14 protein-coding genes, 8 tRNA genes and 1 pseudogene are annotated in these 16985 nt (G+C 44.7%); 6 read left to right on the forward strand and 17 right to left on the reverse strand.

Features of this window, described 5'->3' with window-relative positions; all coding sequences use genetic code 11:
• The first annotated feature begins 20 nt into the window (after positions 1-20).
• A complete protein-coding gene (locus tag NI462_RS04720; protein ID WP_253159353.1) occupies positions 21-815 on the forward strand; it encodes a YdcF family protein in 795 nt (264 codons plus the stop codon).
• A 23-nt stretch (positions 816-838) separates the two neighbouring features.
• Here the strand turns inward: NI462_RS04720 and NI462_RS04725 are convergent, their stop codons facing one another.
• From NI462_RS04725 to NI462_RS04775, 11 genes and pseudogenes are all read right to left on the reverse strand, one after another.
• A complete protein-coding gene (locus NI462_RS04725) occupies positions 839-1300 on the reverse strand; it encodes a DUF2750 domain-containing protein (protein ID WP_004645832.1) in 462 nt (153 codons plus the stop codon).
• 72 nt (positions 1301-1372) lie between these two features.
• Positions 1373-1448, reverse strand: a tRNA-Val gene (locus NI462_RS04730).
• A 105-nt stretch (positions 1449-1553) separates the two neighbouring features.
• Positions 1554-1630 (reverse strand) — tRNA-Asp (locus NI462_RS04735).
• Positions 1631-1642: 12 nt separating this feature from the next.
• A tRNA-Val gene (locus NI462_RS04740) sits at positions 1643-1718 on the reverse strand.
• A 69-nt stretch (positions 1719-1787) separates the two neighbouring features.
• Positions 1788-1864 (reverse strand) — tRNA-Asp (locus tag NI462_RS04745).
• A gap of 14 nt (positions 1865-1878) precedes the next feature.
• Positions 1879-1954, reverse strand: a tRNA-Val gene (locus NI462_RS04750).
• Between the two features lie 21 nt (positions 1955-1975).
• A tRNA-Asp gene (locus NI462_RS04755) sits at positions 1976-2052 on the reverse strand.
• 48 nt (positions 2053-2100) lie between these two features.
• A tRNA-Asp gene (locus tag NI462_RS04760) sits at positions 2101-2177 on the reverse strand.
• Between the two features lie 28 nt (positions 2178-2205).
• A tRNA-Val gene (locus NI462_RS04765) sits at positions 2206-2281 on the reverse strand.
• Between the two features lie 498 nt (positions 2282-2779).
• The gene (elsL, locus tag NI462_RS04770) at positions 2780-3313 is read right to left on the reverse strand and encodes a cell wall-recycling L,D-carboxypeptidase ElsL (protein ID WP_253159355.1); all 534 of its coding nucleotides are present in this window, start codon (positions 3311-3313) and stop codon (positions 2780-2782) included.
• Positions 3314-3438: 125 nt separating this feature from the next.
• Positions 3439-3792, reverse strand: a pseudogene (locus NI462_RS04775) (YbaN family protein); the annotation flags it as partial.
• Positions 3793-3879: 87 nt separating this feature from the next.
• On the opposite strand from NI462_RS04775, the gene NI462_RS04780 reads away from it, so the two are divergent.
• From NI462_RS04780 to dapE, 3 genes are all read left to right on the forward strand, one after another.
• Complete coding sequence (locus NI462_RS04780; protein WP_253137675.1) at positions 3880-4755, forward strand: DUF1853 family protein; 876 nt, start codon at positions 3880-3882, stop codon at positions 4753-4755.
• A gap of 112 nt (positions 4756-4867) precedes the next feature.
• Positions 4868-5020 carry an entericidin A/B family lipoprotein gene (locus NI462_RS04785; RefSeq protein WP_004280704.1) on the forward strand — a complete coding sequence of 51 codons (153 nt, stop codon included), beginning with the start codon at positions 4868-4870 and terminating at the stop codon, positions 5018-5020.
• A gap of 121 nt (positions 5021-5141) precedes the next feature.
• Positions 5142-6278: a succinyl-diaminopimelate desuccinylase gene (dapE, locus tag NI462_RS04790; RefSeq protein ID WP_114540997.1), complete on the forward strand. Its 1137-nt coding sequence runs from the start codon at positions 5142-5144 to the stop codon at positions 6276-6278.
• A 65-nt stretch (positions 6279-6343) separates the two neighbouring features.
• On the opposite strand, the gene NI462_RS04795 is transcribed toward dapE, so the two are convergent.
• The 6 genes from NI462_RS04795 to pilG all read right to left on the reverse strand — a co-directional run bounded on the left by NI462_RS04795 (position 6344) and on the right by pilG (position 14854).
• A complete protein-coding gene (locus tag NI462_RS04795; protein ID WP_044111490.1) occupies positions 6344-6802 on the reverse strand; it encodes a hypothetical protein in 459 nt (152 codons plus the stop codon).
• Between the two features lie 3 nt (positions 6803-6805).
• Positions 6806-11248: a hybrid sensor histidine kinase/response regulator gene (locus NI462_RS04800; RefSeq protein WP_253159359.1), complete on the reverse strand. Its 4443-nt coding sequence runs from the start codon at positions 11246-11248 to the stop codon at positions 6806-6808.
• A gap of 167 nt (positions 11249-11415) precedes the next feature.
• The gene (locus tag NI462_RS04805; RefSeq protein ID WP_180037065.1) at positions 11416-13488 is read right to left on the reverse strand and encodes a methyl-accepting chemotaxis protein; all 2073 of its coding nucleotides are present in this window, start codon (positions 13486-13488) and stop codon (positions 11416-11418) included.
• A gap of 46 nt (positions 13489-13534) precedes the next feature.
• Complete coding sequence (locus NI462_RS04810) at positions 13535-14071, reverse strand: chemotaxis protein CheW (protein WP_064102470.1); 537 nt, start codon at positions 14069-14071, stop codon at positions 13535-13537.
• A gap of 5 nt (positions 14072-14076) precedes the next feature.
• The gene (locus tag NI462_RS04815; RefSeq protein ID WP_004280710.1) at positions 14077-14445 is read right to left on the reverse strand and encodes a response regulator; all 369 of its coding nucleotides are present in this window, start codon (positions 14443-14445) and stop codon (positions 14077-14079) included.
• A gap of 25 nt (positions 14446-14470) precedes the next feature.
• Positions 14471-14854, reverse strand: coding sequence for a twitching motility response regulator PilG (gene pilG, locus NI462_RS04820; RefSeq protein ID WP_004280711.1), 384 nt, complete (start codon positions 14852-14854; stop codon positions 14471-14473).
• 286 nt (positions 14855-15140) lie between these two features.
• Between pilG and NI462_RS04825 the strand changes: the two genes are divergently transcribed.
• Both NI462_RS04825 and NI462_RS04830 read left to right on the forward strand, forming a co-directional pair.
• On the forward strand, positions 15141-15788 hold the full coding sequence (locus NI462_RS04825) for a hypothetical protein (protein ID WP_253159361.1): 648 nt from the start codon (positions 15141-15143) through the stop codon (positions 15786-15788).
• Positions 15789-15839: 51 nt separating this feature from the next.
• A complete protein-coding gene (locus NI462_RS04830; protein ID WP_253159363.1) occupies positions 15840-16970 on the forward strand; it encodes an efflux RND transporter periplasmic adaptor subunit in 1131 nt (376 codons plus the stop codon).
• Positions 16971-16985 lie beyond the last annotated feature (15 nt).

The raw sequence follows: 16985 nt of genomic DNA on the forward strand, positions 1-16985 counted from the left end.
ATAAGAAAAAGGAATCCTGGATGCTCAATCAACTTAAACGAAGTCTTAGCCTGATCTTTAGCTTGATCCTATGTATCAATAGCGTCTGGTTACTGAGCCAAGGTCAGAGACATTTTGCTATTGCCCTGTCGATCCTCATTGGGGTGGCACTCATCCTGTATGCCTTGTTTTTTTCATCTATTCAACGCTGGAAACAGAATTCCCGATTCAGAACCTTGTTCTGGAACAGCCTCTGGAGCGGATTTTTATTCTGGATCATCAGTGTCGCGGCTTTCTTCGCTTATATCCAGATGCCAATCAACCCGAATATTCCGGCACGACCTGCTGCAGCGATTTTAGTATTAGGCAGTGGTATTAATCAGGGTCAGCCCTCCCCCATTTTGAAAAATCGTCTAGATACCGCAGCAAAATATGCAGAACGATATCCGAATACTTTAATCATTATGACCGGTGGACGAAATTTCCGGGAGAGACAGAGCGAAGCTGAAGTCATGCAAAGTTATATCCACACGAACTATCCGCAGCTCAAAAACCCCATGAGCCTAGAAGATCAAAGCAGAAGTACCCAACAGAACCTGCAATATTCTCAGGCAATCTTAAAGCAGAAGCATATTGATCGAAATGAGCCCATTGCGATTGTCACTAGCGATTTTCATAGCCCTCGTGCCCGTGCCATTGCCAGACATCAGGGCTATCAGCAAGTGATTAGTCTGAGTGCCGGCACACCCCAGAATGTTCGCTATAATTCGTGGTTACGCGAATACTTTGCTTTGATTAGTGGTTGGCTACTGAATGAATATTCGTTGTTCCAATAAATAAACTGTTTAAAACAAGATAATTAATTTAAACGGATCTGCCTAGGTAAAGGCATATCCGGATTTTTAAACAGTTCCGGCTTTTGCACATAGATCTGATACAGATAATTTTTAATATCAAGTAATAATTTTTCCGGTGCCACCAGAATATTCTGCCCTTCCGGGGTCAGGTCAAGCGAAACAATGGTACTTTCCTGACGTAAAAAGGGAATGACTTTCTCTACAAAATCCTTGAGACCAATTTCCTGAATCTCGTAATTTTCCCAATTGTCTTTAATCAACAGTCGAGCCAGACCTTTACTTTGCCAACAGGCAAATGCGCGTTGTCCGGTCGGCGTGGCACATAAGGCCCACCCATCCTGATAGAGTGCAAAAATGCCAGCATTGGCAACAATGGCTTCAATATATTGCTTATAAAGCTGTTGAGGATCGAAAGCAGTTTTTTGGGATTTGGTCGCGGCTTTGCGCTGATAGGGATTTCTCATGGTCGTGAAATCTTAATATTATTATAATAGAACCAGATTCTAAGGAATAAATAGAGTTGAAGCAAGAAGATATGGTGGGCGCTGACGGGATCGAACCGCCGACATTCTGCTTGTAAGGCAGACGCTCTACCAACTGAGCTAAGCGCCCTGAGAAAACAACAGTGTTGTTTTAAATGACGCAAGACCGACAAGGAATGTAGTCTTGGTATCTTGAAAACTCAGATCTCAGGAATCCAAGCTTCTCATCTTAGGATGGCGCAGCGGACGGGGCTCGAACCCGCGACCCCCGGCGTGACAGGCCGGTATTCTAACCAACTGAACTACCGCTGCATCGTAAGAATCTGGTGGGCGCTGACGGGATCGAACCGCCGACATTCTGCTTGTAAGGCAGACGCTCTACCAACTGAGCTAAGCGCCCTGATAAAGAGTGTCAATCTTTAGTTTATTAAATTCAGGCTCAGGGACCTCAATTTAATTTCTTTTGAAATGGCGCAGCGGACGGGGCTCGAACCCGCGACCCCCGGCGTGACAGGCCGGTATTCTAACCAACTGAACTACCGCTGCATCGCAAAAGAATCTGGTGGGCGCTGACGGGATCGAACCGCCGACATTCTGCTTGTAAGGCAGACGCTCTACCAACTGAGCTAAGCGCCCTCAAAAGGTCTATCGTATAAATGGCGCAGCGGACGGGGCTCGAACCCGCGACCCTCGGCGTGACAGGCCGATATTCTAACCAACTGAACTACCGCTGCATTTACACAATGTCGCTATTGTGGCAAACGAAAATCAAGATCTTAAAGTGGCGCAGCGGACGGGGCTCGAACCCGCGACCCCCGGCGTGACAGGCCGGTATTCTAACCAACTGAACTACCGCTGCAACTATAAGGTCTCAACATAAAAGAGCTTGGTGGGCGCTGACGGGATCGAACCGCCGACATTCTGCTTGTAAGGCAGACGCTCTACCAACTGAGCTAAGCGCCCTTTCTAAACGTCTATCATCGTTTGATGGGTGCATTATAGAGAATCTGCACAGCCTGTCAAACGCTTTTCGGAATGTTTTCCACTTTTTAGGTGTGAGTGATTAAAAAATAGGTTGTTTGTTAAAAAAAACAACACTTTTTGTTTATTTTTTAAGTCTCTACCGAAATTTTTTAATTTTCAAAATTAAAATTGAAGCGAAATTTTGTGTTTTACCCTGCGAAGTTTTAGTCTTAACCATACGATGTATTGCAATTCTGATTAAGGATTATACAAAGCTTTAAAATACTCGACGTTGTGTTCATGTAATCTTGCAACTGTCATTTATTTTTATTCAAAAAATGACAGCAAATCTAAGCTTCAAATAATCATTTAACCCATTTCATGCGATAAAAATACGATCTGGACCAGATTAATCAATCTTTTCTGCTGTCTCCACCAAGTAGATTCAGCCTATAAAAACAAAATCATTTTCACATGAATTTAAGTCGATCCGTTATGTTATTCAGTGCGTTGAACATTCAGCATTTCCAGATCCAATTCCTGTTCAGAGATATAAACCAGTGCATTCTCACTGATCAGGTCAAATAATTCAGCGACATCCGGATTACGCATACGGATACAGCCGTGCGACAGCGGCTCTCCCATCTTTTCAGTTTCTGGTGTGCCATGAATATAGATATAACGCTGATAGGTATCGCAGCCCTCGCCTTGATTAAAACCAGCTTCAAGGCCACTCAGCCATAAAATGCGCGTCAGGATCCAGTCACGCTGCGGAAATTCCGCTGCCAATTCGGCATTATAAATTTCACCCGTCGCCTGACGTGCGACAAATACACTATTTAAGGGAGCATTCTGACCAAACTTTTCAGCAATCTTGTGCCAGCCACGAGGAGTCTTGCCACTATTTTCAGTTTCACCAATGCCATTTTTGCCACTGGAAATCAGATATTGCTTGTTTAGATTGGGCAAATACAGCTTTTGTTGGGCAAGATCAATCAGGATATCGGCTTGATCCAGATGCAAGGTATTCATGACTTGTTATTCCCAGACTCTATTTTATTTGGCTCTATAGGGTTTAATTTGCTATCTACAGATTGCGGAGTTTGTAGATCTGTCTTTTCTGGGTCGACTGTATTTTGCTGAATAATGATCTGATTCGGTTCAGGGCGTCGCCATAACCAGATCGCGACGATCAGCATAGTAACATTGGTAAAGGCTTTTACGGCCAAGGGTGCTGTGGTAAACAGCATGATGATCCCGCTGATCAGCATCATGATACTGGCCAGCCATTTGGCCTTACGCGGTACAGTACCATGCGCGCGCCAATCTCTTAAGGTCGGACCATATTTAGGATGATTCAATAACCAGTCATCCATTTGCGGCCAGCCTTTGGATGCCGCCCAGGCCGCCAGAATCAAAAAGACCGTTGTTGGCATACCCGGCAGGATTGCACCGATAAAGCCCAGGATCACAAACAGCACCACCAGACTTCGCCAAAACAACACTTTCATACATCAACCCTAGCCGCAGAATTCAGGTAGTATAAAGCGTTTTCCGATACTGTCCGTTGTATTTCTGCACTTTTCACAGGTTGTACTATGCCCTTTTCCAATTTAAACCAAAATCTTGTAGAAGCATGGCAACGTTATCAACATCCTCTGGTGCGGCAACTGGCGTTCGCTGTCGGCAGTCCGAATATCCTGTTCCATATTCCAGATGAACTTGAGCTTATATATTACTTTGAACTGCATGAAAGCCAGGCCTGGCAGCACTATCTCAACCGTTACCATCCACGTTTAGAGTTTCTTGATCAGCATCCAGAAGAATTAATCGAATTTGTGCAGCAACTGAAAAGTACGCGTTTAGGGCTGCGCTTTGAAATGCTGATCTGGTTCTGGTTACTCGATGATGCCTATCATCCGTATCAGCTGCTTGCTCATAGTCTGCAGAAAATTGAGGGTGCAAAAACCCTGGGGGAGCTAGATTTTCTGTTATTAAATACTGATACAGGACAGATTGAACATTGGGAAGTGGCATTGAAATATTATCTGGCCGAAGCAGATTTTAGCCTGCCGCATTGGTATGGCCTAAACCGCACCGATACTTTAATCAGAAAAATGAAACATTTCACACAAAAACAATTCCAGTTTGATGAGGCTTTGCAGCATCCCATTCAAAGACGGTTTTGCGTCCTCAAGGGACAGCTGTATTTGCCTACACATCATGCCGATCAGCCAATTCCCTCATGGATCAATACCGAGCGTCGTCTGGGCTTATGGGGACAGCATATTCCTGCTGCACAGCACGGTTTCTATCGTCTGCAACGACATGAATGGATTTATCCGCAAGCCCGGCCGAGCAGTTCAGCTGCGATCTGGTGGACGGATGGACTTTATAAAAAACTCGATAGTGATGACTTTTATATGTATCGCAATCCAGTGCTGATCCAGCATCCATCGCATAAGCCCCTATAAAGCATTACATTTATTAACCGAAGCACTATGAAAACCACATATTTTTTAGAGCGTATATTTTCTACTCTAAGTCCCACATCATAATAATTTTATTATTGATTATACGGAGATGATGATGAAAAAAATTCTTGCTGCTTCATTAATGATGGCTTTTGTATTGACTGGCTGTAACACCGTAAAAGGCATGGGCAAAGATGTGTCTAAAGCTGGCGATGCGGTAACCAATACTGCTGAAAAAACCTCTGACGAAATCCGTCAAAACTAGTTTTTTCCTAAACGCTCACAGAACCCTATCCCAGATAGGGTTTTTTTATATCAGTCGTTCACATTCAAGCCTATATTCGCCTATTATAGAGCCGAAAAAATTATCGACTGTTGAATACCGTATGAGCTCTTCCGCTACCCTCGATTTAAGCCTGCAACTATTACGTCAGCCTTCTGTCACACCGATTGATCATGACTGCCAGAACATCATGGCTGAACGTTTAAAGAAGATTGGTTTCAATATTGAATCCATGCGCTTTGAAGATGTAGATAATATCTGGGCACGCAAAGGCACAGAAGGTCCGGTCTTCTGTTTCGCTGGCCATACCGATGTCGTGCCAACAGGGAATCTGGATGCCTGGAACTCAGATCCTTTTTTACCAGAAATCCGTGAAGGCAAACTTTATGGTCGTGGCAGTGCCGACATGAAGACGGCTTTGGCAGCCATGGTAGTTGCAACAGAACGTTTTGTTGAAAAATATCCGAATCACAAAGGTTCGATTGCCTACCTGATTACTTCAGATGAAGAAGGTCCATCGATTAACGGCACGGTGAAAGTGATTGAAACACTGGAAGCGCGTAATGAGAAAATTACCTGGTGTCTGGTCGGTGAACCGTCAAGTACTAATAAACTGGGCGATATAGTCAAAAATGGCCGTCGTGGTTCATTAAATGCCAACCTTACAGTCAAAGGCAAACAGGGTCATGTGGCTTATCCGCATCTGGCCGTGAATCCGATTCATACCGCTTCTAAAGCCATTGCTGAACTGTGCGACACAGTCTGGGATCATGGCAACGAATATTTCCCGGCGACGACCTTCCAGATTTCCAATATCAATTCGGGTACAGGCGCAACCAATGTTGTTCCCGGCACCATGAACCTATTGTGCAACTGGCGTTATTCAACTGAAGTGACCGCCGAAGAACTCAAAGCACGTACTTTAGAAATTCTGGATCGTCATGGTGTGGACTATGACATTTCTTGGACTTTATCTGGCCTGCCTTTCCTGACGCCAGTTGGTGAACTAGTAAATGCAGCTAAAACCGCCATTCTGAATGTGACGGGGACTGAAACTGAACTATCGACTTCGGGCGGTACCTCAGATGGCCGCTTTATTGCCCCTACCGGCGCACAGGTACTGGAACTTGGCGTATTGAATGCCACGATTCATCAGATCAATGAACATGTCGATATTGCAGACTTAGAGCCATTGGCTGAAATCTATGAGCAGATTCTCGTGAATTTACTCGCCAATTAAGTAAATTCATAACGCAATAAAAAAGGAACTCCATGGAGTTCCTTTTTTATATTTTATAGCCTGGATTACAGCCCGATTGTAGCCTGAATATTGGTCATATTCGGAATATGGAACAGCTGTTCGTTCATGCGCACATATTGAAAGATGGCAGGATCATTCACCGGCTGATCGACATCGACCACTTCGGAAATACGAATCCGGATGGTTTTCGGCATTTCATTACACATCAGGGCAAAGCGCTGAGTAATTTCATCCCCCTCAATCACCAGTGCCACCCCATTTTGACGTGACGGATCATTCACTGCATAGACCGGTAACTGTGCCTCATGCCATTCTACAGTTTTGACCTGAGTATTGCTATCCAGTGCTGACAGGACAATGTTTTGTGGCAATAACATCGGATCTTTGCCATGACAGTCAATAATATAGGCATCAATAAATCCGGTCGATACCGTAATCAGATGCTGAAGTTCCTGCTGGCTAATCTGATCAGCCATTTTATTGCTTGAATTGGTCTGACTCATATATTACCTCTGTTTTTCAGCAATCAGTTGCTGGATATTGGCCAACAGTTCCGCTTCCTGGAACGGTTTACCCATATAGTGCGTTACGCCCAAGCTGAATGCACGTTCACGATGCTTCTCACCGGTACGTGAGGTAATCATGATAATCGGCAAGTCACGGTGAATATCATGGTGACGAACCAGATTGGTCACTTCGAAACCGTCCATGCGCGGCATTTCGATATCCAGCAACATCAGATCCGGTCTGACGTTTTCAAGCTGCTCGATCGCATCTACGCCATCTTTGGCAGTGACAATATCATAGCCTTGACGTTCAAGCAGACGCGACGTCACTTTACGTACAGTCACCGAGTCATCGACAATCATCACCAGACGACGTGCATTTGAATTACGCGAACCATCACGCTGATCATTCAGCTGTTTGACACGCTGTGTCGCCTGAATCTGGCGGGCAACATTCTGTCCATCGAGAATCAGACAGACCTGACCATCACCCAGAATCGTGGCACCGGCCACTACCCCGACGTTGGCAAACTGCTGTCCAATCGGTTTTACTACAATCTGCGCTCGTGAACCGACCAACTGATCGACCAGCAAGGCAATGGTCTGGCCACTATTGCCTTTGATCAACAGCACCGGCAATGAATGTCCAACATTATTCAGACGTGGAATCGGCTGGTTGCCAACAAACTCAGACAGATAACGCAGCTTATAGTTTGCGCCATCGATCTTGAAATAGTCATCTTTACTGTTGAAATAGCTTTCCAATGTGGTCGGCGCAATACGTACAATTCGGTCAATCTGCGCCAGAGAAATCGCATATTGCTGATCGCCCACTTTCACCATCAGGGCATCGCTGACCGCTACGGTCGTCGGTACGCGAATCGTAAAGATAGTGCCTTGGCCCAGTTCCGAGCTCACTGACACATGACCGCCCAGCGATTTGATCTCGCTTTGTACCACGTCCAGACCGACACCACGACCAGAAATCTGGGTCACTGCTTTCGCGGTACTAAAACCAGGATGGAAGATAAATTGCAGGATTTCTTCCTGATCAATGACCTGATCCGCTTTGATCAGATCCAGACTCAGCGCTTTTTCACGAATCTTCTCTGCATCGATCCCTTTACCATCATCACTAAAGGACACGATTACATCGGTACCCTGACGGCTGATGTTCAAGACAATCGAACCGACTTCCGGCTTGTTCAGTGCGATACGATCTGCAGTATCTTCCAGACCATGGTCAATCGCGTTACGCAGCATATGCTCAAATGGGGTGACCAGACGCTCGAGAATGTTACGATCCAGTTCACCTTCGGTATTCTGTACGATCAGTTCTGCAGGACGGTTCAAGGTGGTCGAGGTTTGACGCACGATACGCTGTAAACGCGGCAACATCCGGTCAAATGGAACCAGACGGGTACGCATCAGGCTTTCCTGAATCTCGGCCTGAATACGCGACTGTTGCAATAACAGTCCTTCGGTTTCGCGAATCTTGTCGGCCAGCGTACTCTTGAAGTCGACCAAATCCGATGCAGATTCTGCCAGTGACTTGGAAAGCTGATTGAGCGACGAATATTGGTCCATTTCCAGCGGGTCAAAGTCGGCATAACGCGAATTCTCTGAACCATGTTTGGCAATAATCTGTGATTCCAGCTCGCCTTCCATTCGACGTAACTGATCAGCAAGACGTTTGATCGCCAATTCCATCTCGTTCAAGGTATTGCCCAGCTGGCCCAAGTCCATCTCGATACGCGAACGGTTAATCGAGTTCTCACCGGACAGGTCAATCATCTTCTCGACCAGATCAGCAGAGATACGGATCATCTCGTTATTGCTATCGCTGGTGCCGCTATTCGCCCACTCACCCATCATCTGTGGCGGCTCAGTACCATCACCTTCAACAAAGCCGAAGTCGGTACTGACCACCAGATTATCTGTTTTCGCCAGACGCTCAGGCAATTGCGCAGTAACGTCCACATAAGCAATCTTTTTCAGACTGCTGTGCAGCGGCTCAAAACCGTTATAGTCACGCTGGAAAATCGCCTGTCTTAACCAGACCAGCGTTTTCTGCAATAAGCCATCATAGGCATTCGAGTTAAATTGATAGACCGCAAACTGTTCGAAAGTTGTTTCCAGCTCATAGGCGATACTGGCCACTTCTTCAACATCAATCATACGTGCACCACCCTTGATACTGTGGGCAGCACGCTGTAATTGCAGCAATAAACTACGGTCACTACGCTGGTCAAACCATTGATTGAGCAGCTTCTCGGCATTCGCCAGAATCTCTTCGGATTCTTCCAGGAAAGATTCTTCAACAATGGATTTCAGTTCGTCTTCTTCAGAACGTTCTACTGGTGTGTCTTCAGTAGCCTCAGGAGATTCCAAGATTTCCAGTAATTCTTCAGCTTCAGCCAGATCAGTTGCAGGCTGTTCAGTCGTTGCTGACTCTTCAAGTTGTGGTTTAGGAATTGATGTCGCTTCGACCTCTGCAACTTTAACTACAGCGTTCGCGCTCTCCGCAGCAGCAACAGCTTGTCCAGACACCAGCGCCTGAATATTTTGCAGAATCGCAATCGCTTCTGGTGCAGGATAATCAATACCGTCTTCCCGAATCGATTGAATACGATCGGACACGTTGTCCTGAACCAGACGGATAATCTGGATTAAAGCAGGTGTCACGGCAATTTGCTGACGAATCACCCGCTCATAAATACTTTCCAGTTCATGCGCAATCAAACCGATATGCGAAGCTGCAATCATGTTTGCACCACCTTTTAAGGTATGCAAATGACGCATCAGATTGTTCAGCGAAGTTGTATCGTCCTGTTTTTTGCTCCAGGTATTCAGATCTTCATCAATGCCTGCCAGCAATTCATCTGCTTCTTCCAGGAAGATACTTAGTAATTCTTCATCAAAATCACGGTTAGTTTCAGCACTTTGCCACTGCTGACGATCCGCAGCGATGCGTTGACTCAAACTAGCAAAATCGACACTGCCAGTCTCGGCTACTTGTGTGGTTTCTGAGCTTAGCTCAACATTCTGATTGCTAGTATCTTCAGCAAATATCTCGAGATCCTGCTGCACAAATGCAGACAGTTCACTGAGTATTTTTTGAATCTCATCATTCAGAATGACGCGCTGTCCTGCGGCCAAGGTATCAAATAAATGAATAAATTCCTGGTGCGCCTGTGCGAACAATTCATAGGCATAATCGCTGTTTAGCAGCACTGGCTTTTCAAGCAACGCATCATAAGCCGATTTCAGATCGGCAGTGAATTCATGAATTCCTTGGGCTGCCCGGCTTTCTGTATGTGCCAGCAATTCTGCAGCCTGCTGGCTGAGTGCCTGAATATATTCCGGATAATCGATTTGGGCGCGTTTATCAAATTCAAACTCGGCATCCAATAACAGATCAATATCCAGCTCAACCAGTTTGGACACCAAGCCTTGCGTCTGAATGCTATTGGTTTCAGTAACTGCAAAGCCATAATCATGCCAGACACGCTCAAAGGTGGCGTATACCGCATCCAGTTTTGCAGTATTGCCCTGACGTAGCAAATGCAGATAGTCACTGACAAACTCGGCATACTGAATCAGTAAAGCAGTTTCTTTTGAAGTGGAGACAATTTCATCTTGTAGCAAGGTTTTGAACAGATGCTCTACTTTAGAACTAGCTTCAAAAATCTGGTCAATCTGCGCCATCGATGAACTGCCGCGCAAGGTATGAATCGCACGAATCAACGCATTATAATCTTGTGATTTTTCATCTTCAGTGCGAAGGAAGGTGGCAATCGTTTCCAGATGCTCTTCTGCTTCTTCGATAAAGATCGCCACGGTCTCTTCGATATCACTGCGAACCGGTGCTTCTACTGGCGTTACTGTTAACTCAGCTTCACTTGGCTCATTGTCTGCAAGCTCAAGACCTGTCATCTGACCTTCAGCAGTCAAATGATCTGCCAATGCCAGTAATTCTTCCAATGCAGGTTCAGGCGAAATTTGTTGTTGTAATTGTTGTCCTAACAGCACCATTGGGCGCAAGTCGAGATCTAATTGCTGTACATGTTTGAATTTTGGATATAAAGCATATTGATAGACATTCAGTACCGCTTGGGCAAATTTCTGTACCTTTGGTGTTAGCTGAATCGAACCGGACAAAACCCGGTTTAGGGTATCTTCAACCGCCCAAGCCATTTCCCCGGCCGATTTGGCCCCGACCATGCGGCCTGAACCTTTCAGGGTATGAAAATGGCGGCGAATGGTCTTCAGATTTTCTTGATGATCTGGATTAGTCAACCATTCTGGAAATAAAGCATTTAACTCAACGAAGATCTCTTCGATTTCCTCAACAAAAATTTCAAGAATTTCTGCATCTTGGTCAAGATAACTATCTTCAGGAAGCGTTGTCGTTTCAACTAAATTTTTTAATATTTCTTTCATAGCTCATGCTTCTTACGTTATGCCGCCAAGAAGGGCGCTCAAACTTAATTGTGACCGTCACGCGATACCTAACGTATGAAGTTAAGTACATCTTGTCGAGGCTTTATCTGTATTTTCTGAATGTGTCTCAACCGCGGTCAAGACACATTTCCCCATCATGTCTGACTTTATTCTGGTAGTTTAAAGTCAGATACAGATTCACGTAATGCATCGGCCATGTTTGCCAGTTCAGATACTGAACGTGCTGTATCGAAGGTTGCACTGGTGGTTTGCGAGGTAATTTCCTGTACGACATTCATCGTGGTCGCAATATGACCTGCAGATGCTGACTGCAGTTTCGCAGCATCAGAAATGTTCGCAATCAGTTTCGCCAGGTTATTCGATACCGTTTGAATCTCATCTAGTGCTACACCGGCATCTTTAGACAAGTTCGCACCACGTACAACTTCCGATGTAGTTTGTTCCATCGAAATAACGGCTTCGTTCGTATCCGTTTGAATGGTTTTTACCAGGCCTTCAATCTGCTTGGTTGCAGAAGCTGAACGTTCCGCAAGACGCTGTACTTCATCGGCTACGACCGCGAAACCACGACCCGCTTCACCGGCCATCGATGCCTGAATCGCGGCGTTTAATGCCAGGATGTTCGTCTGGTCAGCAATATCGTTAATCAAGGCAACGATGTTACCAATTTCCTGAGAAGATTCACCCAAACGCTTAATACGTTTTGAAGTTTCCTGAATCTGTTCACGAATCGTGTCCATACCCTCAATCGAGCGATGTACGACATCCGCACCGTTTGCAGCAATTTGTACTGAACGTTCTGCTACCACCGCTGATTCATCGGCGTTGGCAGATACCTGGTCAATCGACAATGCCATTTCGTTAATCGCTGCAGAAGCACCGGCAATTTCTTGTGCCTGATGCTCAGATGCTTCAGCTAACTGGTTGGTAATGCTTTGTGTAGTTGCAGTATATTGCGCAACTTCTTGTGAAGTTTCAGTAATACGCGATACCAGGTCACGTAACTGGTCAATCGCAAAGTTAATCGAGTCGGCAATTGCACCAGTAAAGTCTTCAGATACTGTTGCATATGAACGCAAGTCACCGTCTGCAAGATCGGCGATCTCATCCAGTAAACGTAAAATCGCATTCTGGTTACGGTCATATTCTTCTTGTAAACGGCCTACACGCTGCTTATCCGACAAGCCACGCAGAGAAAGTAACTTGAATACACACAGCAAGAAACCGACTAATAATGCGATCAGAAGGACTGCCGGAACAACCGTTTTAAGACCTGAGTTACCCGATAATTTATTCAGGTTGTCCAAAAGCACATCAGATTGAGAAAAAATAGATGCGGCTGCCTGACGAACTTTTACGATCTGTGTAGAGTTTTTCAGAATAATCGCTGATGCAGATTCCAGTACGTCATCATATTCAGCCTTGATGCCTTCCAGAGATTCACGCAGGGTTGGATCAGCAATACGCTGTACACCCAGTTCAGCAGAACCATTTAACTGTGCATTCAGATAAGAACCAAAAGTTTCGGTATCGGCACTGAAGTCATCCGCAGATTCACGTGAACCATCATTACCTGTCAGTACCAAACTGATTGAACGTAAGATACGTTCTGCAATGAATACCTGGTTTTTGGCAATAACCACCTGGTTCGATGGCATATCTTGACGTGCCATCTGGTCGACCATCAAGTTATATTCCGCCTGAATCCCCGGAATCGCTTCACCAATCGCGATGTTGGTGTCGTATAACTGGTTAATAATCTTTTGTTGCGAGGTAATCAGATCAATACTGTTGGAAACTTCTGTCCACTGTTTATCAACCGCCTGCAACGCATCATTATTGGAGTGAATACTTTTAACTGTCTCAAGATTTTCAGCAAAGGCTTTTTGCGAGTCAGTCAGGTTTTTCATAGCTTCTGGCGTACCGGAAGCGGTCGCCTCAGTCGCCTGGCGCGAAATGGTTTGCGAGAGGAGACGCAGGTCACCCAGACTCTGAGTGAGTTCGTTGGTACGTGGAACACTATAAAAAAGATACAATAAAGTGATCAGTGCGGCTAAAAGACAGCCTGCTGCCCCATAAATCAGCGGTTTTGATTTCTCACTATCACCGAAGACACGTGATAACTGATCTACTTGCGTTTGAATCTTAGCTAAAAAAGCATTACCGCCTTTGCGGCCAGTGCTCTCACCTGTATTTTTCTTTTTAAGTTTAAAGCCCATGCAGCCTCTCCCCGGTTGACGCCTTGCTTAGTTTCGAGCGCGACATTTAATTTATAAATTTTATAGATGCGTTCATAAATTTTGGATTTTGCAACAGACGACTGAATAAAAACACATGCCACTGCTGGTTGTGCTGATGGAAAAACCCCTGACAATATTCTTGTAAGTTTTTATCCAATTCAGATTTCTTCGAAAAGAAACTTTTCTTATTGAAATGTTGTATACCCAAAACTTGATCTACGACCAAACCCACATACTGGTCATTATGGTTGATACATAATACTTTTTGAGTCGGTGAAAATTGACTGCTCTGCCCTGATACGTACTGCGTCAGATCAGAAACCGATAACAGTCTTCCCCGGATATTCGCCAGACCCAACACCCATGCTTGCGTCTTGGGTACCGGCGTATATTTTGGGGGATAAATCACTTCTGATACTTCCCCCAGCGGGGCAACAAAATATTGCCCCATCATCTCAAAAGCAATGCCCGACCATCGGTTAACTTCATTGCCATTGGAAACGTAGTTTTTATTCCCCCGTTTCGCAATGCGAAGCAATTCGATAAATCCATTTGCTGCCATAGAGCTTATCCTGCATTGAGGTGCTGCTTAATTACATCTATTAATTGTTTTTCATCGACTGGTTTTGTTAGATAATCCGCTGCGCCTTGACGCTTGCCCCATACACGGTCAGTGGCCTGATCCTTGGTACTGACAATCACGATTGGAATATGTTTGGTCGTTGCACCACGTGCAATCTGGCGGGTCGCCTGAAAACCATTCACACCCGGCATAACCACATCCATCAGGACTAGGTCCGGCAATTCTGCCTGGGCCATGGTGACACCATCTGCGCCATTGGCTGCTTCAATCACCTCAAAGCCGTGTTTAGAAAGAATCTCTCTAAAGCGAAAAGTTTCTGTCGGTGAGTCATCCACAATTAGGATACGTGCCATGCCAATTCCCCAAAAAAATCAAATATTAAGCACTAATATGGTTACGGATTGCATTGAGCAATTCATCTTTACTAAAAGGTTTGGTCAGGTATTCATCTGAACCCACGACACGACCTTTGGCCTGATCAAATAAGCCATCTTTACTTGATAGCATAATCACAGGAATATTCTGGTAATTCTGAGAGTTTTTGATTAAGGCGCAGGTTTGGTAACCATCTAGGCGCGGCATCATAATATCTACAAAAACGATATCTGGATTTGCTTCGGCAATTTTTGACAAAGCCTCAAAACCGTCTACTGCAGTAATGACCTCATAACCTTCGCGTTGAAGAAGAGTTTCCGCAGTACGACGAATGGTCTTTGAGTCATCAATAACCATAATTTTTAGATTTTGGAATTTATCGTCCATTTGTTTAACCCTTCCCATTTTAGAAACTATATGCCATAAGGCTCATAGGATTATTTTATTACGATCGATAAACATTTTTAACATAAAGTCACTTGTATTATCAATGAACATTTTCTACACAAGTAGACAAAATCATTTATTTTTAATAACAGCTTCACATTTTCTTATCGTTATTGGTTTTTTTTTGACTAACGGTAGTTTTTTATTGATAAATTTAAGTCTAATATAACAAGATTATTACTTTAAAATAAGTAATTTAGTCAACTTTAAATTCGGGGAGCCAATGATGAGTCAGTTTTTAAGAAAACTTGCTGTCATTGATAAAAATAAAATGACTGGTCAATTCATTGTTGTTGCGCTGCTATTGTTACAGGTGAGCTTAACGTGTGCGAGTAGTAACCAACTCCCACAAAAAGCCACCTGGTATCGTTATTATGACAGCAAAGGTGTGGCCAATATCAGTACTAACGTCACACCCAATCATATCCGTTATGGCTATGAAGCACTTGACCAGAATATGCAGGTCATTAAGCGTGCCCGTCCTTATAATGCCGAAGCGGATATTAGGCAAGCGCCACAACGTGCCCAACAGGCGCAGCGGATTGCTGAAGACCATAAACTCAAGCGTGCTTATAACAATAGCCAGACCGCTTTACAGAAAAAAAACGACAGCCTGGTCCAGTTAAAAAAACAGATTGATTTCCAGCAAGAGCAAATGAAGCAACTACAAAAAGATCGGGTCATGTTTGTGCGTCAGGAACGTGAATATTTACGTAAAGGTAAAACCCCACCGGCACACCTGAAAACAACATTAGAGAATAACCAGAAAAATCTCATTTCCCAAAAAGAAAATATTCAATCTTTACAAAGTCGCTATCGAAATCTGGAAGCAGAATACGACAAAATTATCGCCCGTTTAAAAGCACTTGAATAAATACAAATAGCGTGTTGAGGTTTTGATCCATAGCACGCTAAAAGGACTCATATGCAAACTGCACCGCATTCTCATGATTTAAATATGCCTTCCCCGCGCTCTATTCTGATCATGAGTGCACTTTGCTTAAATATGTTTTTAGTGGCTTGTGATAAAAATGAACCCGTACAGCAAACCGAAACACCCAAATCTATTATTGAAGTCATTCCTCAAGATTTAGTTGCAGTTCAATCTGGTAGTTCAGTTCAAAAAACCGCATTCACCGGCACCATTCGTGCAGTCAATCAAAGCAGCATACAAGCACAGGTCTCTGCTACTGCTACCAGCGTAAACGCACAGGTAGGTCAAACGGTTTCTAAAGGACAGGTGCTGGTACGCCTGAATAATCAGGACAATGCAGCCCGCTTGGCACAGGCACGTGCGAATCTGGCCTCTACTCAAGCGCAAGCCAATCAGGCTCGCAACATGATGCAGCGTAAAAAGCGCCTGCTCGATCAGGGTTTTATTTCAAAAGTAGAATATGAACAAAGTCAGGTCGATTATCAGGCCCAGCTTGAAAATGTCCGCGCCCAGCAAGCCAATGTCGATATTGCCCAGAAAGCAGATCGTGATGGCACCATGACCAGCCCGATCAATGGCGTGATTACCCAGCGCCAGGTCGAACCGGGCCAAACCGTGGCAATTGGACAAACCCTGTTTGAAATCGTCGATCCAAAACGGCTGGAAATTCAAGCACGCGTACCCAGTGATCTGCAATCAGATTTAAGACTAGGCAGTCAAGTCGAATACAGCATTCAAGGTAATCCAAATCGGCTCATTGCCGTGATTAGCCGGATTTCCCCCATTGCAGATCAGGCGAGTCGTCAGATCGAATTCTTTGCCACGCCGAATGAAACCATTCCCTCGCTAAGTATCGGCTCCTTTGTCGAAGGCAACATTCTGAGTTCACAACAGATCTCTGGCCAGCTGATTCCATTAGATACTGTTCAAGACATTCAGAATAAATCTTATGTCTGGGTAATTCGCCAGAATAAAATTATCAAGGTCAATGTTCAGGTTCTAGAACAGCGTTATAGCGACAACATTGCGGTGGTTCAAGGACTGGAAGATGGTGATCAGGTCAGTCGGGTTAAGTTTAGCGAAGCCGATCTGCAAAAAACTGTCACCCTTCGCGCCAACTAAAACCATTCATACAGG

The sequence above is a fragment of the Acinetobacter lwoffii genome (assembly GCF_024129715.1).
In the GTDB taxonomy this organism is placed as follows: domain Bacteria; phylum Pseudomonadota; class Gammaproteobacteria; order Pseudomonadales; family Moraxellaceae; genus Acinetobacter; species Acinetobacter lwoffii_U.